The organism is Prevotella jejuni (assembly GCF_900187995.1).
Taxonomy (GTDB): Bacteria; Bacteroidota; Bacteroidia; order Bacteroidales; family Bacteroidaceae; genus Prevotella; species Prevotella jejuni.
The window spans coordinates 47,801-71,110 of the sequence record NZ_FZNZ01000004.1 but is presented as its reverse complement, the minus strand read 5'-3'; the positions used below and the strand labels follow the sequence as shown (position 1 = coordinate 71,110).

At 40.8% G+C, this 23,310-nt stretch carries 20 protein-coding genes and 1 tRNA gene; 5 read left to right on the top strand and 16 right to left on the bottom strand.

The window, feature by feature from the left end; genetic code table 11:
* Nucleotides 1–2: 2 nt before the first annotated feature.
* Nucleotides 3–362 (bottom strand): outer membrane protein assembly factor BamD, encoded by a 360-nt coding sequence (locus CHB62_RS02265; protein ID WP_009012250.1) that lies wholly within the window; start codon nt 360–362, stop codon nt 3–5.
* A gap of 211 nt (nt 363–573) precedes the next feature.
* Here CHB62_RS02265 and mutY point away from each other — a divergent pair, with 211 nt between their 5' ends.
* On the top strand, nt 574–1,578 hold the full coding sequence (gene mutY, locus CHB62_RS02260) for an A/G-specific adenine glycosylase (RefSeq protein WP_089365533.1): 1,005 nt from the start codon (nt 574–576) through the stop codon (nt 1,576–1,578).
* Between the two features lie 154 nt (nt 1,579–1,732).
* Here mutY and CHB62_RS02250 read toward each other — a convergent pair whose 3' ends face one another.
* The 12 genes from CHB62_RS02250 to CHB62_RS02200 form a co-directional block, all read right to left on the bottom strand.
* On the bottom strand, nt 1,733–3,001 hold the full coding sequence (locus tag CHB62_RS02250; protein ID WP_089365531.1) for an MFS transporter: 1,269 nt from the start codon (nt 2,999–3,001) through the stop codon (nt 1,733–1,735).
* Between the two features lie 955 nt (nt 3,002–3,956).
* Entirely contained in the window at nt 3,957–5,372 is a 1,416-nt protein-coding gene (locus CHB62_RS02245) for a tetratricopeptide repeat protein (protein WP_089365530.1), read from the bottom strand.
* 755 nt (nt 5,373–6,127) lie between these two features.
* Nucleotides 6,128–7,093: a PstS family phosphate ABC transporter substrate-binding protein gene (locus CHB62_RS02240; RefSeq protein WP_009012246.1), complete on the bottom strand. Its 966-nt coding sequence runs from the start codon at nt 7,091–7,093 to the stop codon at nt 6,128–6,130.
* Nucleotides 7,094–7,106: 13 nt separating this feature from the next.
* Nucleotides 7,107–7,988, bottom strand: a complete 882-nt coding sequence (locus CHB62_RS02235) for an energy transducer TonB (protein WP_009012245.1) — start codon at nt 7,986–7,988, stop codon at nt 7,107–7,109.
* Between the two features lie 35 nt (nt 7,989–8,023).
* Nucleotides 8,024–8,710: an ExbD/TolR family protein gene (locus CHB62_RS02230; protein ID WP_089365529.1), complete on the bottom strand. Its 687-nt coding sequence runs from the start codon at nt 8,708–8,710 to the stop codon at nt 8,024–8,026.
* Nucleotides 8,711–8,722: 12 nt separating this feature from the next.
* Nucleotides 8,723–9,373, bottom strand: coding sequence for an ExbD/TolR family protein (locus CHB62_RS02225; RefSeq protein ID WP_089365528.1), 651 nt, complete (start codon nt 9,371–9,373; stop codon nt 8,723–8,725).
* Between the two features lie 30 nt (nt 9,374–9,403).
* Entirely contained in the window at nt 9,404–10,243 is an 840-nt protein-coding gene (locus tag CHB62_RS02220) for a MotA/TolQ/ExbB proton channel family protein (RefSeq protein WP_089365527.1), read from the bottom strand.
* A 228-nt stretch (nt 10,244–10,471) separates the two neighbouring features.
* The gene (locus tag CHB62_RS02215) at nt 10,472–11,665 is read right to left on the bottom strand and encodes a pyridoxal phosphate-dependent aminotransferase (protein ID WP_089365526.1); all 1,194 of its coding nucleotides are present in this window, start codon (nt 11,663–11,665) and stop codon (nt 10,472–10,474) included.
* A gap of 215 nt (nt 11,666–11,880) precedes the next feature.
* Nucleotides 11,881–12,264 carry a hypothetical protein gene (locus tag CHB62_RS14795; RefSeq protein WP_158296825.1) on the bottom strand — a complete coding sequence of 128 codons (384 nt, stop codon included), beginning with the start codon at nt 12,262–12,264 and terminating at the stop codon, nt 11,881–11,883.
* Between the two features lie 827 nt (nt 12,265–13,091).
* Entirely contained in the window at nt 13,092–14,297 is a 1,206-nt protein-coding gene (locus CHB62_RS02210) for a bifunctional 3,4-dihydroxy-2-butanone-4-phosphate synthase/GTP cyclohydrolase II (protein ID WP_089365525.1), read from the bottom strand.
* Between the two features lie 4 nt (nt 14,298–14,301).
* Complete coding sequence (locus CHB62_RS02205) at nt 14,302–16,248, bottom strand: LptF/LptG family permease (protein WP_089365524.1); 1,947 nt, start codon at nt 16,246–16,248, stop codon at nt 14,302–14,304.
* A gap of 201 nt (nt 16,249–16,449) precedes the next feature.
* Nucleotides 16,450–16,842 carry an START-like domain-containing protein gene (locus CHB62_RS02200; RefSeq protein ID WP_089365523.1) on the bottom strand — a complete coding sequence of 131 codons (393 nt, stop codon included), beginning with the start codon at nt 16,840–16,842 and terminating at the stop codon, nt 16,450–16,452.
* A gap of 451 nt (nt 16,843–17,293) precedes the next feature.
* On the opposite strand from CHB62_RS02200, the gene CHB62_RS02195 reads away from it, so the two are divergent.
* Nucleotides 17,294–17,367, top strand: a tRNA-Met gene (locus CHB62_RS02195).
* A 589-nt stretch (nt 17,368–17,956) separates the two neighbouring features.
* Here the strand turns inward: CHB62_RS02195 and fdxA are convergent.
* Nucleotides 17,957–18,124: a 4Fe-4S ferredoxin gene (gene fdxA, locus CHB62_RS02190; protein ID WP_008822033.1), complete on the bottom strand. Its 168-nt coding sequence runs from the start codon at nt 18,122–18,124 to the stop codon at nt 17,957–17,959.
* Nucleotides 18,125–18,478: 354 nt separating this feature from the next.
* Here fdxA and porT point away from each other — a divergent pair, with 354 nt between their 5' ends.
* From porT to CHB62_RS02175, 3 genes are all read left to right on the top strand, one after another.
* On the top strand, nt 18,479–19,225 hold the full coding sequence (gene porT, locus CHB62_RS02185; protein WP_089365522.1) for a type IX secretion/gliding motility protein PorT/SprT: 747 nt from the start codon (nt 18,479–18,481) through the stop codon (nt 19,223–19,225).
* 201 nt (nt 19,226–19,426) lie between these two features.
* The gene (locus tag CHB62_RS02180) at nt 19,427–20,590 is read left to right on the top strand and encodes an ATP-binding protein (RefSeq protein ID WP_089365521.1); all 1,164 of its coding nucleotides are present in this window, start codon (nt 19,427–19,429) and stop codon (nt 20,588–20,590) included.
* A gap of 170 nt (nt 20,591–20,760) precedes the next feature.
* The gene (locus CHB62_RS02175) at nt 20,761–21,093 is read left to right on the top strand and encodes a hypothetical protein (RefSeq protein ID WP_089365520.1); all 333 of its coding nucleotides are present in this window, start codon (nt 20,761–20,763) and stop codon (nt 21,091–21,093) included.
* 442 nt (nt 21,094–21,535) lie between these two features.
* On the opposite strand, the gene CHB62_RS02170 is transcribed toward CHB62_RS02175, so the two are convergent.
* Both CHB62_RS02170 and CHB62_RS02165 read right to left on the bottom strand, forming a co-directional pair.
* A complete protein-coding gene (locus tag CHB62_RS02170) occupies nt 21,536–22,375 on the bottom strand; it encodes a bifunctional metallophosphatase/5'-nucleotidase (protein ID WP_089365519.1) in 840 nt (279 codons plus the stop codon).
* 20 nt (nt 22,376–22,395) lie between these two features.
* Entirely contained in the window at nt 22,396–23,160 is a 765-nt protein-coding gene (locus tag CHB62_RS02165) for a 5'-nucleotidase C-terminal domain-containing protein (protein ID WP_089365518.1), read from the bottom strand.
* Nucleotides 23,161–23,310: the final 150 nt, after the last annotated feature.

Genomic DNA, 23,310 nt, shown 5'->3' with positions numbered 1-23,310 from the left:
GTTTATTCATTACGCTTGATACCGAAAGCATCTAATATACCTTGTATCTCACTACCAAGCCCAAAGACACTATTCACCACTCCGTCCTTAGCTCCTCGCACCATATAGCGTGCACAATCGCCTTCGAGTCTACCGATACGTTGGCGTTCTGCAACGGTATAGTCATGCCGTGCTATCTCACGACGTATCCTACCGAACTTGTTCACAGCCTTACGCCACTTCTTTGCAGTATAATACTGACTGTTATCTCGCAATTCGTACGAAAATTTCTCTAAGTCATTAACAGCTGACTCACGTGTGGCACATGAGCTTACCGAGAGTGTTGCCACAATGAGGGCAAGTCCCATTAGCATTTTCTTCATCTTGTTTCTCATCTTTTATAACCTCTAATTCTACATTAATTTTCCCTATCTTCGGCTTGTATTTACAATACTTCCACTACATGATAAGTAATGTCATTTTATGCCATCGTAGGGTAACAGTCATGGCAAAAATAGGAAATAATAATGATTTTAGCAACAAATAGCCACGTTACTTTTCATTCTTTTTCTACTTTTTAACTACCTTTGCCCCATGAATTTCGCTGCAACACTCCTTCAATGGTTCAAAAACAACGGACGAGCTCTGCCTTGGCGGGATACGAATGACGCATACGCTATTTGGCTTAGCGAGGTCATTCTACAACAAACTCGTATCGCTCAAGGTCTGAGCTACTGGCAACATTTTATGGAACAATGGCCTACGGTAAACGAACTGGCTGCTGCTACGGAGGACGAGGTACTAAAGGCTTGGCAGGGATTAGGCTATTACTCCCGTGCACGAAACCTGCATACTGCTGCCCAACAGGTGGTTGAATTAGGTGGATTTCCACAGACTTTCAAGGGATTGAAAGCACTGAAGGGGGTGGGTGATTACACTGCTGCAGCCATTGCTTCTATTGCTTTTGGCGAACCGGTTGCCGTGGTGGATGGCAATGTGTATCGTGTCCTCTCTCGTTATTATGGCATAGAAACTCCTATTGACAGCACCGACGGCAAGAAAGAATTTCAAACACTGGCTCAATCTCTTTTACCTACAAGCGAACCAGCTGACTACAATGAGGCAATAATGGACTTTGGTGCTATTCAGTGTACACCATCTTCTCCTCATTGCAACACTTGCCCTTTATGTGAAACATGCGTCGCTTTCCGTGAGCAACGTGTTAATGAACTGCCCATAAAAAGCAAGAAGGTGAAACAACGGGAACGCCATCTCACCTATTTATATATTGAATATGGAGACGAGATTGCCATCCATCAACGTGGTGCTGGCGATATTTGGCAGGGATTATGGGAATTTCCACAACCCGAACTGCTTGCTCCTTCCATAGGAGATAGATGGGAAACAGAAGCACAACTACTACGGAAAGGGATGAAGCATGTTCTTACTCATCAAATTCTACTTGCTGATTTCTACCTTTGGCAGCCTAAGGTACGACCACAGCTACCCTCCGACTTCATCTGGATAGACAAGCAAGACCTTGAGAAATATGCCTTACCTCGCCTTATCGAAATTCTCCTGAAGGAAATTCCAACCTAAACTTCTCTCCCCTTTCATCCTCCCTTCTCGCCTTCTGACTATCATCGCCTTTTCCACGGTCCACTTCTACAAGACACAGCCTCTTAGCCAGTCTTCCCATGCAATGGCTACCTTCTCGCTCCTTTCCTTTCTCTTCAAAGCCCAGCCCCAACCATTACTTCTTTCCAAAGTCCTCATCAATACGTAGCTGATGAGCCACCAAGAAGGGGAAGATGCAGACTATCATCACGATTACAAAGAACCAACGATAACCCACAGCCTGTGCTAATGTTCCCGCAAATAGTCCCGGAACCATCATTGACAATGCCATAAAACCCGTACAGAGGGCGTAATGACTGGTTTTGTGTTCACCCTGACTGAAATAAATCATAAAGAGCATATAAGCACTGAACCCAAAACCATAACCGAAATTCTCGATAAATACGGCTACACTAACAGCTATTACGTTGTCTGGAAGCATATAGGCGAGGTAAACGTAGGCCAAATTAGGCAACGTGATAGCTGCAGTCATCGGCCATATCCAACGCTTCAAACCATCACGACTAATCATCATTCCTCCTATAACACCACCTATCAAGAGGCCTACTGTACCAACTATACCATTCACTGTACCATACTCAATCTCGGAAAGTGCTATCCCTCCCTTTGCCTTCGATGCTTGTAGGAAAAGTTGAGAGATAGGTATAATTAATGCCTCTGGCAAACGAAAGAGTAATAGAAAGCAAATAGTGGTTAGTGCTTGTTCCTTTTTGAAGAAGGAGAGAAAGGTCTGCCCAAAGCTACGTAACAAATGGCAAGCTGATACTTGTTCTCTCTCTGCGTCTTCAGATGGACAAGGGAGTATCAAACGATGATAGAGAGCAAGACCCATAAAGAGTGCCATCAGACCATAGAACACAAGCGACCACGTCCATTGTATATCAAAGCTCTTATGCAGAAAACCTGCAAGAGCAATCAGTCCGCCCTTACCGACGACCATAGAAATACGATAGAAGGTAGAACGAATACCAACGAAAAAGGCTTGGTCGTGCTGGTTGAGTCCCATCATATAGAACCCATCGGCAACTACATCATGCGTAGCACTACTGAAAGCAAGTAACCAGAAGAAACAGATGGTTCCTTGAAGCCATAAAGACGTATTAACCGTAAAAGCTACTCCGGCAAAGGCTGCTCCCACAAGCGTTTGCATAATGATAATCCACCATCGTTTTGTCTTTATCAAATCAAGGAAGGGACTCCACAAGGGTTTGATGACCCAAGGGAGATAAAGCCATGATGTGTAAAACGTAACTTCGGCATCTGACAGCCCCATCTGCATATAGACTTGAAGTGACAACACCGTTACGGCAATATAAGGCAGGCCCTCTGCGAAATAAAGAGAGGGAATCCATGCCCACGGACTTATCTTTCTTTCTGTTTTCAATGCTTAATGTGTTTTATGTTCTATTATTTTCACTATTGCTTGAGGTGTGTTCATCTTCTACCGTCTACTATCTGCAAACAGATTAGAGATTATCCTATCATGTCAGCCAAAGGAGACAGATAGGGCTAAGTAGACAAGCCGAACATTATTGAACACTTTGTTTTGTGACTTTTCAAACGTTCACAAAGATACACAAAATTAACGAGAAAAGATAAAATGACATTCACGAAAAAGGATAAGAAAGATAATTTATACATTAGAGTGCAATGATTTTCGCTTTTCTTGAAAGCATCTTTGAGAAATTTAACCTATCTTTGTGAACAGGAAAATGACATCCGTCATATTGTCACTTATGTTCTCTACATGTGTTTAGATTAGTTCATAAAATACGAACATAGAAACGACTCTAATACACTCTACCCTCTCTATTGGATATAGAGAACCATAGAGTAACACGATAAGGAAGCATGACACTAACAAAGGTCTGTCTAAAACTCAAAGTGATATGCTTCCTTCTTCGTTTGCAAAAGAATGAACAGGAATATAGCTAAACTTTACCTGTATTAATAACAGCCCAATCTAAGGGTAGAATCTATCATCTCTAAAGCTATAGAAACACCAATATTATCTGCTTAATTATTTATTTCATCTATCGCAAGAATCTATCTTCGACAATTTATTCTCGTGTGAAGAAATATTTATTTTCACGAGAAGAAATATTTATTTTCATGAAGAAAAATATTTTTTTTCATGAAAATAATTCGCAACACACTATTCTCTGTTATTGAAAAGAGTAACTAATACTTATCTATAATGGGGATTTAAGATGTTAGAACGACATAGGCAATAACGGATCTTACCAACGACAAGCCTCCTACGCCAGCGTTGTAACATAAAAAAAAGAGCGATAGTCATTACGACCATCGCCCTTATACCTAATAAATATTACGGATAATTACATTCCTAAAGCCTTCTTTGCGCCCTCATTGTTAGGGTTAACCTTCAGCACCTTATTGAAGTACTCGTCTGCAAGAGGCTTATTACCCTTCTTTGAGTAATAGTAACCAAGACCATAGTAAACGTTCTCCAAATAGCTCTTGCTATCTTCGTCGAGTGTTGGCTTTGCCTCTTCGTATGCAGCAACCTTCTGATATATCTCAGCAACCTTATCTGGGTCGTTCATTAACTGAGCTACATTAGCTTGGTTCAACCATACCCAGTCAGAGATTGTTGGGAACTTTGCAACCATCTGCTCATAAACATCAAGAGCCTTTGCAAGAACAGCATTCTTTGCAGCACGGTCTGTCAAGCCATCTGCCTTTGCAATGTATGTATTGGCAAGTGTTGCCCAGTCGTTGTTAGTAGCTTTCTTACTCTTTGAAAGATACTCCTGCTGAACTTCAAGTGCTTTATCATCATTACCCTGTGCAGCATAAATAGCGGCCAAAGTCTTCAATGGTTCAATATTGTTCTTATCAGCTTCAAGTGCCTTGTTGACAGTACTAATAGCCTCGTCATACTGCTGAGCACCACAGAGAGCCTTTGCATATACATCGTAGTCGTTAGCTACCTTCTTACCAGAACCTGCGAATACAGCCTTTCCATAGTTGATAGCTGAAGCATAATCCTTCAACTCAACAGATGCCATCATTGCTATACGACTTAGATACTCACTGTTAGGGAACTTCTGCAAACCCTGCTTTACAACATCCAAAGCTCTCTGGTAGTCTTTTGTAATGTATGCTGCGAAACCATAGTTATAGAAGTTGTCCTCTGACATATTAGCTGGATTAGCCTTACCATACCACTCCAAAGCTTCCTTATACTTCCCGTCATTCAACATGATTTCAGCTGCAGTTGCCTCTACAGGATAGTCTGGCTTAACCTTACGAAGTTCTTCAAGTTTCTGAACAGCAACCTTTGAATTTACATGACGAAAAACCTTTGCATAACGCTCGTAAGCTGTTACGTTCTGTGGATCAACAGTAATTGCGTTCTGATACTGTGTAGCAGCTGCACCCGCATTACCAATAGAGTCCTTAAGAGCAGCAATGTCGCCCAAAAGAACGTATGCTAAGCTGCCCTTAAATTTCTTATTATTGATAACATTGTTGGCAATCTCTGTTGCTGCATCGTAATTATGCTGCAAAAGATAAACATTACCCAACGCAACAATAGCCTCCTCACTCTTCTTAAAGGTCTTTTGATACTCCTTGATGAGGTCCTTGGCTGCCTTTGGATCATTTGGTGCAGCTTCGATAGCTGCTACTATAGGCTTAAGTGCAACAGCATAGTCAACTTCCTGTGCCAGTGCTGGAGTTGACATTGCCAACATCAAAGCTCCAGCTATTAAATATTTCTTTGTCTTCATAATTCTCTCTCTTTAATTTTCAATTTAAGTGAACACATTATTTATTAAGACGCCTACCATGATATAATAGTTTAAAGAAACTATCTATATTTGACTATTATCGAGGATAAGCAAGCTTATTTATCTCTATCTTATAACTACTTACTCTACGTCTATAACTACCTCTAATTTAATGATTCTTGCCAAGACTTACCTGTTAGATAACACATAAATAATACTTAAGCTACATACTTTGGTGATTTGTACAATACCTCCATCCAACTAAAGGGCTCGTAGTTAATTGCTTAAACCACATGTGATGAAAGTTTGTACGGCTTTTCCAACACAACATGATTATCAGTAGTTAAGAATTAAACCATTTGTGAGAGCTGCCTTTACCATACTTCCAACTTAGCAAGATGACCTATACTTAATACTTAAACCACCTGCGATGGCTGCTTGTACGATATACCCAACTTAGCAAGAGGATACGTAATCATTGCTCATCCACTAAGGATGGTAGTCAGCACCAACATCTTCGTCCACGTCTGGTGACATAATGCTTAACTCTTAAACCACCTGCGATAGCCGCTTATACGATACGTTCAACTTAGCAAGATGATATGTAATCAAAACTCAACCACATACGATGGTAACCAGCACCAACATCTTCATCATTGTCTTGTAACAAGTAGCAAAATGTATAAACCACCTACAATAGTAGTTTGTTCCACATCTCCATCCTATCGGATGGTCCGTTATTAATCATTAAGCCACTACTGTGTCTTTACCTCAACCTCACGGATGTTAATCTCTCCACGATAAGGTAATAGACCAGCCTTGAAGATAATCTTCTGCCCAATAGGGTTCGTTACGAAGTTAGCAAAAGCCCATGGAAGTGCCTTATGAGGGTCAGCAACTATCGCATAGATTGTTCTAACAAACGGATACCTTCCATCCAAGAGATAAGCTTGGTATGGCTGCCAACTGTTACCAGGCTGTGCTACAGTAGCCTGTGAGATACCTACTACGGTAATATCTTTCTTAAATGTAGTGTTTGTTGAGTCTCTGTGGTCATTCAACCAGTTTGAACCAATAACACCTATGGCGTTAGGAGTCTTATGAACATAGTCGACAACCGACTTACTATTACTTGCTGCAACAATGTTCGCACCCTTAATATTCTTTCCACCTAATATCGAATCGACTACATAATGTAATGTTGCTGAAGCCTTATTATCAAAGACAACTTCAATGTTACCCTTGTTATTCTTCGGGTTCAGTTGATTCCACTTAGTAATCTGTCCGCTGAGAATCTTCTTAACATTTGTGACCGTAATACATGAATCAGCATTCGTATTGTTCACAATGAAAGCAATTCCATCATATCCTATCGGGAATACCGCTGGAATAGGACCTTTCTCTCGTAACATGGCATCCTCTCCCTTCGTCAGTGCATGAGAAGTAAAGAAAAGATTAACCTTCTGGTCGAGAATCAGTTGCATACCTTTGTTGTCATCTGTATAGATTGGCAACAAGTGAGTTTGTGGGTAGCGGAACTGATAATTCTGTAACAGTTCCTCTATAATAGGACTAAAACTTTCGTCAGAGGCGAATTGAATCGTCCCTGACGTCGGCGTATCTGTTCTGCCGTCCTTAGCTTTCTTCTGTCCGCAAGCAGACAGAAGAAAGCCGAGGGATAGCATCAATCCTACTGTTATGTAGAATCTGGTTCTTTTCATATAATATTTGCTTTTACTGCAGTTTGAAGGTAATAGGGAGAGTAAACCAAACGTTTGCTGGCTGACCATTGTTCATACCAGGAGACCACTTCGGCATGCTGTTAACAACACGAAGCGCCTCACGGTCGAGTGACTGATCAACACCACGAACAATCTGTGCCTGACTTACGCTACCATCGCGTCCTACAACGAACTTAACGATAACACGACCCTGCACACCATTCTCAGCTGCTACAGCTGGGTACTGGATGTGAGAAGCCAACCAAGCATTTACGTTCGGGAATGAAGGCATAACCTCCGCCACTGTAAAGACCTTGTTCTCTACCTCCTGCTTTGGCTCTGGTTTTGGAGCTTCAACAACTGGCTTTTCGATCTTTGGTACAATCTGCTCAGGAGTAGCAACGGTACTACGAGCTGCAGTTTCAGTACGATCTTCCGTACCTTCCTTGTTCTCAACACCGACTGCCTTGGTCTCCTTGTTCATCTTGACCATTGGTGGCATCTCTTCCTTTACATCCTTATCATCTTTGATGACTGGGGCTGTAAACTTAACTGTTGCACGAGTTTCTGGAACAACCTTCTCTGGTTCAACCTTCTTAGGTTCTTCCTTCTTCTGTTGCTTCTTACGCTCAGCCTGATCTTTCTTAGCCTGCTCAAGAGCAGCTAACTCCATCTTAGCAGCATAAGCAGCTTGAGCAGCCAACTCGTCGTTGTGCTTCTTAATCTGATAAGCTAAGTAACCACCACCGAGGAATGCAGCACAAAGCAGAATAGCTAACGCTTTGATGTTACGCTGAGAAACAGTTTTACGAAGCTTGTATGCACCGTACTCCTTGTTCTTGTCGGCGAACACCATGTCGACCCATTTAGGATCGCATAAATCTATTTTTGCCATTGTCTTTCTTTCTTTAATTGTTTACGAATCAGTGATTAAGCCTTTATACCTTTCTTGGCTAAGAGTGCCTTGTCTTGGTCTGTCAGCTTGTCAATGACGTAAGTTCCAATATATGAAATCTGCATTTCATCGAGGATGTCTACCAAGTGACGATATGAAGCATGATCAGTTGGTTTAATAATGACAGTCATGGTTGAAACCTTCTTGCCATCAATCATACCACCTTTAATCGATGCAATCTCAGCCTGATAGATGCTATCAGGATAAGCCTTAGGGTTCTCAGCTTTCTTACGATTCAGCTGCTTTACAGCGATATCCATATCCTTATATGGGATAGAGATAGCTTCACCAGTAGAAGGATCACCCACTTGCTTATGTTGAAGAACGTAGCGAATACCTTTTGAAGTGTTACTCCAATCAGCAGGCTTTAGCCAATTAGCGTTATCATACTCTGGCTTACCATTACCATAGAAGATTTTATCTCCGTCAGCAATGTAAATTGTAATAGAGTGTGACTCCTTAGCCTCATTCTTCTGGTCCTCTTTCTGAGTTTTATCATTACTTGGCATCGTCAACTCCATAGTTGAAGGCTTGCTAAGCGAAGTACAAAGCATGAAGAAAGTAATCAGCAACATAAGCATATCCACCATCGGCGTAAAGTCTACGCGGACGGTCATCTTCTTCTGCTTGCCGCCTCCTTTTCCTGTATCCATCATTTCCATACTTTGATCTCCTTACTTATTAGCTGCCTGAGCAGCCTTTTTAGCGTCCAACTGTGTGATCATATAGTAATGGCTTTCATCCATATCTTGGAGTTCGCTCATTACCTTCTTAACGGTACCATAAGGAGAGTCAGCATCAGACTTGATAGCAAGTCTAACCTTCGGGTTCACCTGGCGGGCTGCGTTAACCCACTGTTGGAACTCAGTCATCTCCTGTCCTTGGATACTATCGAGAGGAATACCCATCTTAGGGAGTTCTTTACTACGCTCTGCAGCAGGCTTTGACAAATAAGCAGCCAACTTATCGAGCGGAGTACCAAATGTAGACTCAGCAACAAAAGTTTTCTTCTGTGCAGGAGTCAATGTAATGCCCATATTGCCTACGATCTGTCCCAACTCATTGGTATTATCGTAGCTCATGAAAACCTGGCCTTCGCCAGTAGGCTTTCCAGTAGGTCCTTTTTCAGGACTAACGAGAATTGTCAAGACACCATTCTCAGGCACCTTAGTTTCAGACACAGAACCCGGAGTATTTACCTTCACTGGCTCATTCTTAACGAAAGTAGAAGTCAGCATAAAGAAGGTAAGCAACAGGGTCATAACGTCTGACATAGGCGTCATGTCGATAAAAGTGTCATTCTTCTTAACTTTTACTTTACCCATAGCGATAAATTATTAAAGGGTTAGCAAAAATTAAGCCTCGTCTGTGTGGTTTACTTCGTATGTCTGAGCGATAGAATAACCAACCTCGTCGAGGGCGAAAGTCAACTTGTCAACCTTGTTTGAGTAGTAACCATAAGAAACTACTGCACACCAAGATGTTGCAATACCGAAAGCGGTGTTGATCAACGCCTCAGAAATACCAGCAGAAAGTGCAGCAGAGTCAGCACCACCACCTGCAGAAAGAGCAGAGAATGACTTGATCATACCAGTTACAGTACCGAGAAGACCAGTAAGAGTACCAAGTGTTACGAGAGTAGCAATGATAGGGAGGTTCATTGTCAGAGTTGGCATCTCGAGCTGAGTAGCCTCCTCGTGAGCCTGCTGAATCTTAGCTACCTTCTGAGCCTTCTTAAGGTTAGCATTAGCACCAGTCTCCATATCCTTGTAAGCGTTCAAAGAAGCCTTAACAACGTTTGCTACAGAACCCTTCTGCTGATCGCAGAGCTGATTAGCCTTAGCAAGGTCATTTGCGTTAAGAGCACTCTTGATGTTTGCAACGAATTTTGGAAGGGCACCCTTACCAAAAGCAGTCTTCAAAGCCATCCAACGCTCGATGGACATAGCAAGCACTGTCAGCAAGAGAGTGTGGATAACAGGAACGACTGCGCCACCCTTGAAGATAGTACCCCAAACGTCTGCTGGGTTTTCACGTGCAGCACCATCCTGGAAATGCATCTGATTGCCGAACCAAAAGTAGAACAATGCGAACGCAACGGCAGCGCATACGACGATAATCCAGAATGCACCTCTAACTCCTGTGAAGCCCTCAGACTTTTTCTGTGGGACTGGTTTTTGTTGTGTAGTTGCCATAATTTGATAAAATTTTAATTTTTAGGTTATTAATGAATTAATTTGTTAATATCTTTCTGATTTATAAGCATTTGTATGATACGAGCCGTATGTGAGCTCGTTCAACACAGTGTCTTATCTCCGCAAAGATAGTAATTAAAAGAAAAATAGAGATAGGATTAATAACATTTAACAGTTATAAATGTACGGTTTCTCTCTCTACTTTATTACTATCTACTCTTTCGAGCCCTATTTAAGTTTTGAAAGTACTTCTTTGATACGACGTAGTGCTTCCTTAATATTATCATCACTTGTTGCGTAACTCATTCGGAAACATTCTGGGGCACCAAAAGCGTCGCCACCCACTGTTGCCACGCCTCCTTCTTCAAGAATATACATTGCGAGGTCTGACGAACTACGAATGACATGCTTACCATCAGTCTTTCCAAAATAGCTTGAACATTTGGGGAAGAGATAGAACGCACCCTGTGGTACATTCACTTCAAGGCCAGGTATATCCTTTGCCAACTCAACAATCAAGTCACGACGACGTCGGAATGCTTCACGATAGTCAGCCACACAAGTTTGATCAGCCTCGTATGCAGCCACAGCAGCCATCTGACTTACACTACATGTACCTGACGTATATTGTCCTTGTAGCTTATTAATCCCTTTTGCAATCCACTCTGGCGCAGCAACCCAGCCTAATCTCCAACCTGTCATAGCGTAAGCTTTGCTGACACCATTGCAGAGTATTGTACGGTCTTTCATCCCTTGGCAAGAAGCAATACTACAATGACCACCTATATAATTAATATGTTCGTATATCTCATCTGACAGAACGAACAAGTCATCATGTGCCAAGACGACCTTGGCTAAGCTTTCCAACTCTTCTGCAGAGTAGACACTACCAGTAGGATTACTTGGAGAACAAAGAATAATCATCTTTGTCTTGGGTGTAATCGCATGCTCCAACTGTTCAGCCGTAATCTTGAAATCCTGTTCAATACCAGCAGAAACAATAACAGGAACACCACCAGCGAGTTTTACCATCTGTGGATAACTAACCCAATAAGGTGCAGGAATGATGACCTCATCGCCAGGATTAACCAAAGCCAAGATGGCATTGCACACACCTTGCTTACCTCCTGTACCAACAACTATCTCCGAAACAGCATATTCAAGGTGATTCTCTTGCTTCAGTTTCTTAACAATTGCCTCACGTAGAACAGGATATCCAGGAACAGGAGAATACTTAGAGAAGTTATCATCAATAGCTTTTTTGCCCGCTTCCTTCACATGGTCGGGTGTCATAAAGTCTGGTTCACCCACACTCATATTGATAACATCAATTCCCTGCGCTTTCATTTCACTACTCTTCTGCGACATTGCTAATGTTTCAGAAGGCGCCAGTCGATTCAAACGATCTGATAGTTGTGCCATTTCGAACTTTATCTTTCTTTATGAATAATATCAAGTACAAAAGTACGTAAATTCATTCTGATAACGCAACTTTTCTTTCTTTATTTTATCATTATAACATTTTTACTGCCGATTTGACAGCTAAAACCACAAAAATATGGTTCTTCCGATACTAAAAGTGATAGAACTTAAATACTAAGAAGAACTTTGTTACAAGAACTGAACACCTTTTCCTCTCACCGGATGACACATGAGTTATACTCAAATAGAGTTGATGGGTGATGGGTGATGAGTGTTAGATGATCGGTGTTAATGATTTGTGTTTGGTGGGTAGTAGGTGATGGATTATGGGTGTTAGGTGATGGTGGATAGGTGTTAAGGGCTTGTGTTTGGTGAGTAATAGATGATGGATTATGGGTGTTAGGTGATGGTGGATGGGTGTTAAGGGTTTGTGTTTGGTGGGTAATAGGTGATGGTGAATGGGTGTTAGGTGATGATGGATGGGTGTTAAGGGCTTGTGTTTGGTGGGTAATAGGTGATGAAAAATGGGTGTTAGGTGATGGTAGATAGGTGTTAAGGGATTGTGTTAGTGATGGGAGTAGGTAACGACTGATGGGCATTAGAGGCTGTGGAAATCGCTCTCCCTCTCCTTTCTGTCAACTATTTTTACCCTTCATGAATAGAGTACACGCTTTTTAAGATAATAGAAGAGGCCTAACTGCATTCAAGAACATGCCCATCTTGCATGTTGAAGACGCCCTTCTTGAAGCAAGAAAGGCGTCTTCTTTAAGACCACATGTAACCTATTGACTTATTGCACATTATAAGATCTATCATAAAAGTTTTTATACTCGTATTGTAAGGGTAATCAGGTCGATATTATGTAATGATTTTTTACAGTTAAGTAAATTCCCTTAAAGTACAAAGCGGTACTTTTGATATACTTATCGTAAAGCCAAACAGACATGAAATACAATAATATTTACATACTTAATATACTATACTATGCAAACAAAGACTTACCATCTTTGTCTATATAAAACCTCCTTTTACATCTATCGACCTTTCTAACTTACATTCGCTCAAGCAATTCATAGCTTTGTGCCTACCCTTCACACAACGTGCAACAAAAACCCACACTTACCCTATTGAGTAACATCTCACCTGTCATAAACTTATAAGTGCAGCATTTTTCTCATATTTCCACATAGCAACTGGTAGCTAACAAACTTACACGAGTAACGACTGTCAGAGGTCACAAAACACTACCACCACCCTATCCTACTCCATTCGCCACCAGCCAACAGACCATTTTTGATTCGGACAGATTATGAAGATGAACTCCCAAAAGCATAAACAACAATCCCACTATAAAGAGACAGGATGCCTCTCTATAGTGGGATTGACAACAAAGCTTACTACATAGCCTTTCAAAAGTATATTATCTTTATAGATGCAAGTCGTGACCCATGCGATCACGCTTCGTCTTCAAATAGCGATAATCAAACTTATTAGGAGTAATCTCAATAGGGACATTCTCCTCAATCTCCAATCCGTAAGCTTCAAGCCCAACACGCTTCGTTGGGTTGTTTGTAATCAGACGCATCTTATGGACGCCAAGATGGCGCAACATCTGTGCTCCGCAACCATAATCACGTTCGTCAGGACGGAAGCCAAGGTGGAGGTTTGCCTCAACAGTATCAAGTCCTTGTTCCTGCAGTTTATAGGCAGCAATCTTATTCATCAAGCCGATGCCACGTCCTTCCTGTTGCATATAGATAAGGACACCCTTACCTTCTTTCTCAATCATCTCCATTGCCTTGTGCAGTTGCTCACCACAATCACAACGTTGACTACCAAGAATATCGCCCGTCGCACATGAAGAGTGTACACGCACAAGCACTGGTTCGTTTTCTGTCCACGTACCTTTAATAAGTGCCATGTGCTCTAATCCATTCGCTTGACGGAATGGAATCAGATGGAACATACCATATTTAGTAGGAAGCTCTACCTCTTCACCGACAACAATACTTGTCTCGGTCTTCAAGCGATAAGCTATGATATCCTTGATACTAATAATCTTCAGTCCCCATTCCTTTGCACGTTTCTGCAAATCAGGCATACGCGCCATCGATCCATCTTCGTTCATTATCTCCATCAACACACCCGCTGGGAAACAGCCAGAGAGCTTACAGAGATCGACGGCTGCCTCGGTATGACCCGAACGACGCAGAACTCCATTGTCTTGAGCATACAATGGGTTGATATGACCAGGTCGACCAAAGGTCTGTGGAGTAGATTTTGGGTCGGCCAACGCCTTAATTGTCTCAGCACGGTCATGTGTAGACACACCTGTCGAACAGCCTTCCAGCTTATCAACGGTGACGGTGAACGGAGTACCAAGCATTGATGTGTTATCAGAAACCTGGTGAGGTAGGTCCAATTCTTCCGCCCGTGACATCGTAATAGGTACACAAAGCACACCTCGTGCATTCTTCAACATAAAGTTAACCTTCTCTGGTGTGATCATTTCTGCAGCCATGATAAGGTCACCTTCATTCTCTCGGTCTTCGTCATCAACTACGATAACGAACTTTCCCTCCCGAAAGTCTTTCAGCGCATCTTCGATGCTATCGAGTTTAAAGTCTTCCATATTGTTACTGATTGTTTGTTGTTTCGATACCAATAAACCTTTGTTCCTCTCTTTCCTTCATCCGTATTATCTCTGAGATTATCATCACGTTACAGCCAATAATCGTATGGAGATCACGATAAAGACGCAAGCGGAAACGCCACATGCGGAAGTAGAAGAAGATACCAGCTGGCAGTATCACTGCTGCAAGAATATTAGACCACTTATGGTCGAACGGTCTTGTATGTGCCTTAACAGCTAATATTGGGTATTTATTCAGTTCTGTCATGATAACCTTATTGCGTGTATTGCTCAAGTCTTCAATGACAGTCTCAAGTTCGTCATTAATCTTCTCGATGACATGATCCGTATGATAACGGAAGAACACCTTTATTACATTAGGTGCTGACTTAAGTCTTCGAGTCTTAGCATAGTCCTCAATTCTAACGTTCAAATTCTTCAGTTGTTCTGCATCTTTATCATAGTCAGGGTCATGCAAGATAACTTCTTTGCTCGCAACGCTACGTTTCACCCTCATTCCAAACATCTTCATCAACATTCTCCTATACATATCTGCATTGAATACAGTTGAGTCATTGTTAGCTTTGTACGTAAAGAATATCGCCATTGGAATAAGTACGGCCATAGAAAGGCCCTTTCCAAACCAGATAGCCCAGTCACCCTGTCGCGACATTCGATAACCTGTGTTATCGAGGATATAAAAGATTATGAACACTATAACGCTGATAATGATTGGAATACCCAATCCTCCCTTTCGGATAATAGCACCGAGTGGTGCACCGATAAAGAAGAAGATAATACATATCAGCGATAATGTAAACTTATTAATAATCTCTATTTCATGCAATCGGATAAGCTTATCACCATCACTGGTTATCATACTCTTAAAATCAAGATCGCTTACTTCTTGCTGAACGGTCGATAAAGCTTGGTCAACGACATAACGTCGTTGATCGGCAGGTAGCTTATTAAAGGCCGAATCTATGTTGAACGCCTTTTCTTCCGACAGTTTTATGGCCTCCTTCCTTTCGACAGACTTTAACTTAGGCGTTCGATAATAAAGGGACTGTGCATCCTTATAGAAAGCGTTACCCACACTATCGTAGACGTGAACAAGAGAGTCCTTATCGTGCTGTATCTTCGTAATACTCTTCGTACGAGCATCATTTGAGATACCAGCCATATCCGTTAAGTTGAAGTCACCATCGAAGTCAAGGACGATATGCTTATGTGCAAAGGTCTCTCGACGATATGGAACACTGGCACTATTACCCATTTCTTGTGAGCGCATGTTCTCAAACCACTCTCCACTCCATAGGTTCAATACAAGGTGTTTCTTGTCTGCTGTAGACTGTAACATACCTGAATCGGCGAGGATAATAGCCTGGTCTTCGTAGCTGTCCGTCATCCTATACACCATAATATTATATAGGTGGCCAGTCTTCATATCCTTTTTTTCTACATAGAGGTTCGTCTGCGGGATACCATCATAGAAGATTCCTTCTGGTATTTCCAGCTCCGGACTCTTCTGTTTCATGGATATCAGTAATTGAGCAATATGCTTTTGTGCTGTTGGCCCCACATTGTTTTGGAAATAGAACGAGCCAAAAGCGATAAGAACACTAATAAAGATTAGTCCTCTAAACGACTGAATAAGAGAGATGCCAGCAGCCTTGATAGCCGTCAACTCCGAACTCTCGCCAAGGTTACCATAGGAGATTAGCGATGAAAGAAGAATTGCCAACGGAAGAGCCTGTGGTACCATCATTAAGCTCATGTACCAAAAGAATTGTCCAAGAACGTCCATTGACAATCCTTTACCTATCAAGTCATCAACATATCTCCACAAGAACTGCATCATCAACACAAACAAGCTGATGAAGAAAGTTCCCATGAAAAGCATACCAAATTGCTTGGCAATAAAGATATCTAACTTCTTGATTCGAAACATGATATAATGACAAGGAGTTTATTCTCCCTTATTTACATACGAGCTAAGACACATTAAGGATACAGAGATCCCATCAGTGGAGAATAGCTTACCTTTTGCAAATTTACATAAAAATATCAGAGTAATTGTCTTTTTTAATATTTTTATTCTTTAACCAGCCTCTTTCATCTATCTGTTCACGTCAAATTAGCATCAAGGAGCTTACATACCCGTTATGACATGTAGGCGTTCAATGTTCTGATTCCACATCTGCTCTAAGCCCTCGACGTCATCGTCCTCTGCAAAGTCAGTTATATATAGATGGTAATTACCTGCAATCTCACTATGGAACATCTTTATCTCCCAATAAGCTTCATCCTCCGAAGCCTCCCAATGGAAACGTACATGGTCGTTCTTGACCATTTCGACGATTTTTGCTGTATGTATATCATGCTCACGAAGCGGGTCGCCCCATACAAAAGTTGCGACATCCTCATTTATTGTCATGTCATCTGCTAACCATTTCTTCAGCCCTATAGGTGTGCTAATCAGTGCCCACACAGCGCTGCCTGAACGTGTTTTCAATTCGTATTCTAATTCTACTTTTTTACTCATAACTAAGTAAAGCGTTTTGTTTATGCTTATTTATCAACTCTCTATTGTGTCTCTTCGCACTCATACTATCCTCTTCCAGAAATAAAGTCATCATATAAGTTTGTTCTTAGCAGTTACTTAAATAGCCGTTAGATATACTTGCGATAATATCATCATAGAACCGTTTTCTTCTCTTACTGCACCAAACAGAAGGACAGCCTTTAAACGTATATCTTCTTGTTTTTATTGTATTCCATCATTAATAAGCATAAATTAGGATGGTATTCTTACTCAAAAGCATATCTTCTATCCTTATTGTAATAAGCAGCAAACCATCGCCTCCCCTGCAGTATCCGACACAGAAAAAGAATGTTTTTAATGAATAAGCCACAAAAAAGTGAATTATTATTTGCAAGTATGATTTTTTCTTCATACCTTTGCACCCGCTTTCGAGAACGAAAGTAATATGGATGGCGGGATAGCTCAGTTGGTTAGAGCGTCGGATTCATAATCCGGAGGTCCGGGGATCGTAGCCCCGTCCCGCTACAAAAAGGTTGATAATCATTCTTGATTACCAATTTTTTTTGTTTATATACTATCCTTTTAATATAAAGAGACAGATATACCTACTTATAATGATTTGTATCTGATAAAGCTCACTCATATCTATAAGAAAGAAGTAATCTAGTATATAGTATTGGATTCAGCCCTCGTTTCAAGTGATTACACAACCTTTCTTTATTGCATTAGATTTCTCGTATTACTTTACAGTTGCCCATACCAACAGAAAGCTCACCGCATGTTCTATTTCTATGTACCAACTGCAAAGTAGTTTCCAACCAAAACTAAACTTGCTGTCACTGCCGTCACACAAAGTTACCACCTAACTATCTTGTTTACAGAGGAGTTACGTCAAATGTTAAAAATGACAGCAAAACGAATTTAAAACTATTCTTGTAGTAGTACGTATTATATCCCTCTTATTTTAAAAAGTTGCATTCCTCCGTTAACCAGAACCATCATAAACTTTGCTATTAAGAAAGAAGAAGCTAATAAAAGTTGCTCGGACATAAAACACAAAAAGGCGAGCCTTACGACTCGCCTTATGAATTTAATCAGTAACAGGTTATAAACCTTATGGAAGGCTAATAGCCTCATTTGGACAAACTGACGCACATGTGCCGCATTCTGTGCATGCGTCTGCGTCAATCTTATAGATATCACCCTCAGAGATTGCCTCTACTGGACATTCGTCGATACATGTACCACAAGCGATACAATCATTACCAATTACGTAAGCCATAATATAAATAATTTATAATGTTAATAATGTTCTTGTATTACAAATAGGTTTATACCTAAATTTGATGGTGCAAAGTTAGGAATAAATTCCTTAATACCTAAACATAATGAGATAAATTACAAATATTTAGACGACATAAAAATAGAATTACAAGGCCTTTCATAAACGTAACTAACTATTAAACAGAAACTTATAAACAAATAACACAACAATCACGAAGGCTACCCTCTATTACATTAAACAACATCGTTTTTCTTGTTTCATACCTAAAAAGGATGAGAGACACCTAAAGAAGAGGAAATATCAACAGGAAGATAGACAATAAAACAAGTAGATAAACGTTTGAAGAATAATATGAAAAGAATACTATTCACACTTATCTCATTGGCTATTGTGCTTTCAAGCCATGCACAGGAACGGAAAGTTCAGAACCGTCCCTACACCGACTTGCGTGAATTTCACTTTGGTGTACTCGTCGGAACACATCTACAAGACCTCGAGCTCAATAATGTCGGACCACAGATGGTAGACCTTGGAGATGGTAACGGACTGGTTCAGAAGACTATATCAGTAGACCAAGACCGTTGGGATGCGGGCTTCACTGTTGGCGTCTTAGGCGAGTTACGACTCAACTCAACCCTCCAACTGCGTATGGCCCCAGCCATGTACTTTGGCACACGACATCTTACTTTCCGAAACCTCACAGACCTTAATACGCAAGGCGAACCTACTGAACAGGTGCAAGAACTAAAGACAGCATATATCTCATGCGCTTTCGACCTCATTGCAGCTGCCCCACGATTCAACAACCACCGTCCATACGTAATGTTAGGATTGAACCCCATGCTCAATCTCTCAGGTAAGGACAATGATTATATCAAGCTCAAACGCAGCGATGTCTTCGTAGAAGTGGGACTTGGATGTGATTTCTATCTACCTTACTTTAAGTTACGTCCAGAATTAAAGTTCATGTACAGTCTTACTAATAGCCTTGATAAGAATCATTCAAAAACCCTCCAAGACAAGAATATGCTCATGTACACCAACTCTGTCAACGATACACGAGCAAAGATGATAGCCCTCACATTCTACTTTGAATAAATCGCTTGTTTGCAAAATTAGCAGATATTACATCGAAGACTAATATTATAAGAAGACTTACCAGAACACTTATAGAATCTATGCAATATTGAAGTGCAACTTCAAAATTGCATAGATTTTTTATTAAAAACACGCTTTTCACTTGTACACATGCCCTTTTTTATGTAATTTCGGAGTTGAACTCCAAATTTACATAAGCTTATGAACGATTATATACATCGTAAAATAGAGGAAACGATACTTGAGGCATCAAAATACTTCTCCGTGATAACAGTCTCTGGACCACGTCAATCAGGCAAGAGTACATTGCTAACTCAATTATTCCCACTCTACGAGAAATACAGTCTAAAGGACCTCAACATTCTTGATTACGCAAAGAATGATCCCATAGCCTTCCTTAATCAGACAGATGAAGGAATGTTTATTGACGAGATACAAAGGTGTCCTCAATTATTAGACTACATACAAGGCATTGTAGATAACAATCCCAAGAGACATTTCGCATTGTCAGGAAGTTCGAATTTCGAGGTAATGAAGAACTTTTCAGAATCTCTTGCTGGTCGTGCAGGGGTGTTCGAACTATTACCAATGTCCATACAGGAGGTTACAGGAAAGGTTGATTTAGACAATCTAAATCAAATCCTTTACAACGGGCTCTACCCTTCTATCTGTGCAAAGAAGAATATAGCTAAGTTCTTTTACCCCTCTTATGTTAGGACATACTTGGAGAAAGACGTAAGAGATCTCCTACAGATGAAAGATCAAATACGCTTCACAAAGTTCTTGAAACTGTGTGCAGCACGAATAGGCTCACTCTTCAACGCTTCTGAATTAGGTGCAGAGGTAGGCGTAAGTTCCAAGACTATCAGCCACTGGCTTTCTGTCTTGCAGGCTTCTTACCTCATAACGCTCCTCCCACCCTACTATGAGAACATTCCAAAAAGACTGGTGAAGAGTCCTAAACTCTATTTCAACGACCCTGGACTGGCCTGTTATCTACTCGACATCGAGACTCCACAACAGTTAGATAGAGATAAGATGCGTGGTGCTATCTTTGAGAATATGATTGTTATGGAGGCCATCAAGCATCGCTATAACATGGGCTTAGAAGATGGAGTATTCTTCTATCGCGACTCTAATCAGAATGAAGTTGATCTCTTAATCAAGCAGGAAGGAGAGCTAACTGCCATTGAGGTGAAGTCTTCTATGACTTATAGTTCATCATTTGAGAAGACACTTACACAGATTGAAGGCTGGATAAAGACTCCCATAAGTAAGAAGGCTATTGTCTACTCTGGCGACTTTGAGAACTCGAGTGGTGATATCAACCTTATCAACTATCGCCATATATCTTCCCTTCTCTGAGTCTTTATTATCCAAGATAAAGTACTGCTTCTCTCCTACAGAAACACTCCTCTTCTTTTTCCAATGCCGAATAGGTAGACAATAAAAGATGTTAAAAAAGTAAGAACTTTGTTTCACAATATAAAAAAACAGTATCTTTGTTACATTACTAATCGTAAACAAAAGTAGTTATGAGAAAGTTTATTATCCTTCTTTGTGCACTCGTTGCAAGTATAAACATTAGCGCACAGACCAAAGAAAAGCAAGATAGTCTGAACATCCCAGTGTTTCTTGTAGATGGAGTTGAGGTACAGAGCATCGATGACCTTGACCAGAAAGACATCATTAGTGTGCATGTTATCAAAAACAGCGACCTCAATAAGCTGTTTTATCCACGTACTGGCGGTATTTTACTGATTACAACAAAATCAAAGAAGTATCTGAAGCCTATCATCCAAAAGCATCAAGATGAAATGAAGAAGGCAAAGGGCAACAAGAAATCTGGGGAGATTTATATAAGATAAGGGTACCCACGAGCCTCTTTCATAACCCGAGAACACTATCAGACTATAGCTTTTTACGTCATAACCCACGTCCAATAGTAGCCGTAATAACCGTCAACTCCTACTATTGGGTTTGGTTCTTGTAAACAAAAGAGACCGATTTCCACGAATTATTACCATGAATAAAAGAATTTATTGTCGTGAAAAAAAATATTTCTCATCATGAAAAAAAATATTTCTTTTCATGAAAATAATTCGTATCAGACCCTCTGCACGCTCTTTTATCTTTCTCTTCACGCTTATAGAATGGCGGAGAATGCGACAGTAGAAAGCATCTATTCACATACTCTCAACAACGTTCATAGCGCATGAACGACAATGGGCTGAATCAATAAGATATCCATTAACAACCTTATTGATACAGCCCACATTATTTATATATAGGTCTTATCGATTGAAAGACTTACTTTTTCTTCTTCATATCAAGTACTAACTTACCGACATAAATGGCATGCTTACCATTCTGATCATCGCCAACCATCTTGCCATCAAGGTCTTTCACGTATTCTAACTTAGTCAGGAAGGTATGCGAATGACCACCCAAAACGAGGTCAAGGCCACGAGTTCCTGCAATAACCTCCTCATCACTGACCCCTTCTATATTCCATCCAAGATGGGAGATACAGATAATCAAATCGCACTTCTTTGCTTTTAACTCGTCAATAACCTTCTGTGCACAAGCCACAGGGTCGTTATAAACAATCTTACCATAGTTAGCTTTCACCACAAGACCATCCAACTTAGGAGCAAGACCGAACACTCCTATCTTTAAGCCATTACGTTTCAAGATAACGTAAGGCTTTACCAAGCTCTGAAGTGGCGTACCCGTAAAGTCATAATTAGCACATACAATAGGGAACTTAGCCATCTTAAAGAGGCGAACCATATTGTCCATGCCAAAGTCGAACTCATGGTTACCTATCGTAGCAGCGTCATAGTGCATCTGATTCATTAGTCCCACTTCAACATCACCCTTGAACATTGTATAATAAGGTGAGCCTTGTGAGAAATCGCCACTATCGAAGAGCAGCAAGTCAGGTTGCTTCTTTCTCTCTTCTTTAATCATAGCCACACGACGCACAAAACCGCCTCGTCCAGCCTTCATCGTGTCTGCAAGATTCGTATTAAGCGGATAGATCTGGCTATGCGCATCGTTAGTATGCAGAATTGTTAAGTGCTTATTCTGACCGAAAGCGAGAACAGTCAGGAAGCAGAAAGTAATCAATAATATATTTCTTTTCATACATGTGTATCGTTAAAAGATTATTCCACTCGGATACGTCCCTCTTTATGTGAATTGACAACCTTACCTTGAGCAGTCTGCTCCTTAAAGTAGTTCATGATAAGGAAGCGTGTGTTATTACTGCTTGCTTGGGGTGATACGACATTAGTAGCCGACTTGAAAGCCTCCATCTTATCATTACCTTGCGCCAAGTAGTCAAGTGTTGCAATACGATAAGTTGCCTTTGGGTCAATCTCCTTACCATTGAGACGAGCCGATTTCAACTTGTGGTCACGTGTAAAAACGAGTTCTACACCATGGCTGACAGCCTCACCACCAGTATGTGCCATCTGTGAGAACAACTCTAAAACCTTCTCACCTGTGAGTGTCACAAAGCATATCTTATTCTCAAAAGGAGCAATGTCTAACACATCTCCGTAGGTCACTTTACCCTTAGAAAGTGCTGCACGGATACCTCCCATATTGTAAACACCGAAGTCAACCTTCTCATTATAGCTACGAGCAGACCATACCATAATATCTGCTAACAGGTTGGAGAGGTCACTCTCAGGCCGATGTGCCACCATCTCGTGGTCGACCTCGCCCACAACAGGTCCCATCACCGAGTCAACCTTATGCTTAAATGGTTCCATAAACCTTGCTGCTTCAGCATCAGGAGTAGCATCATACCTACTGTCAACCAGCACACGTGTACGCTGAATGCCCGCTAACTCATAATGAGAAGCACAGCCTGTCAACGCTAATACAGCTGTTAGTCCAGACAGATAAACTGTTTTCTTATACATATATAATGACATTTTATAGTTCTCATAAAGACCTGTCAGAACAAAGAATACACATCCTTTATTTGATAACCGATAATTTCCACCTATTATATATAGGTAGCATCGCAAACTGACAATATCTAAAAAGACAATGCAAAAGTAAGAAAAAAA

Bases quoted from the DNA above. Each gene is read 5' to 3' on its own strand.
- CHB62_RS02210 (WP_089365525.1), bottom strand. From the start codon at position 14,297: ATGGAAGACTTTAAACTCGATAGCATCGAAGATGCGCTGAAAGACTTT.
- CHB62_RS02220 (WP_089365527.1), bottom strand. From the start codon at position 10,243: ATGGCAACTACACAACAAAAACCAGTCCCACAGAAAAAGTCTGAGGGC.
- CHB62_RS02165 (WP_089365518.1), bottom strand. From the start codon at position 23,160: ATGTATAAGAAAACAGTTTATCTGTCTGGACTAACAGCTGTATTAGCG.
- porT (WP_089365522.1), top strand. From the start codon at position 18,479: ATGAAAAGAATACTATTCACACTTATCTCATTGGCTATTGTGCTTTCA.
- CHB62_RS02230 (WP_089365529.1), bottom strand. From the start codon at position 8,710: ATGGAAATGATGGATACAGGAAAAGGAGGCGGCAAGCAGAAGAAGATG.
- CHB62_RS02245 (WP_089365530.1), bottom strand. From the start codon at position 5,372: ATGAAGACAAAGAAATATTTAATAGCTGGAGCTTTGATGTTGGCAATG.
- fdxA (WP_008822033.1), bottom strand. From the start codon at position 18,124: ATGGCTTACGTAATTGGTAATGATTGTATCGCTTGTGGTACATGTATC.
- mutY (WP_089365533.1), top strand. From the start codon at position 574: ATGAATTTCGCTGCAACACTCCTTCAATGGTTCAAAAACAACGGACGA.
- CHB62_RS02225 (WP_089365528.1), bottom strand. From the start codon at position 9,373: ATGGGTAAAGTAAAAGTTAAGAAGAATGACACTTTTATCGACATGACG.
- CHB62_RS02235 (WP_009012245.1), bottom strand. From the start codon at position 7,988: ATGGCAAAAATAGATTTATGCGATCCTAAATGGGTCGACATGGTGTTC.
- CHB62_RS02170 (WP_089365519.1), bottom strand. From the start codon at position 22,375: ATGAAAAGAAATATATTATTGATTACTTTCTGCTTCCTGACTGTTCTC.
- CHB62_RS02175 (WP_089365520.1), top strand. From the start codon at position 20,761: ATGAGAAAGTTTATTATCCTTCTTTGTGCACTCGTTGCAAGTATAAAC.
- CHB62_RS02265 (WP_009012250.1), bottom strand. From the start codon at position 362: ATGAAGAAAATGCTAATGGGACTTGCCCTCATTGTGGCAACACTCTCG.
- CHB62_RS02215 (WP_089365526.1), bottom strand. From the start codon at position 11,665: ATGGCACAACTATCAGATCGTTTGAATCGACTGGCGCCTTCTGAAACA.
- CHB62_RS14795 (WP_158296825.1), bottom strand. From the start codon at position 12,264: ATGCCCATCAGTCGTTACCTACTCCCATCACTAACACAATCCCTTAAC.
- CHB62_RS02200 (WP_089365523.1), bottom strand. From the start codon at position 16,842: ATGAGTAAAAAAGTAGAATTAGAATACGAATTGAAAACACGTTCAGGC.
- CHB62_RS02240 (WP_009012246.1), bottom strand. From the start codon at position 7,093: ATGAAAAGAACCAGATTCTACATAACAGTAGGATTGATGCTATCCCTC.
- CHB62_RS02205 (WP_089365524.1), bottom strand. From the start codon at position 16,248: ATGTTTCGAATCAAGAAGTTAGATATCTTTATTGCCAAGCAATTTGGT.
- CHB62_RS02180 (WP_089365521.1), top strand. From the start codon at position 19,427: ATGAACGATTATATACATCGTAAAATAGAGGAAACGATACTTGAGGCA.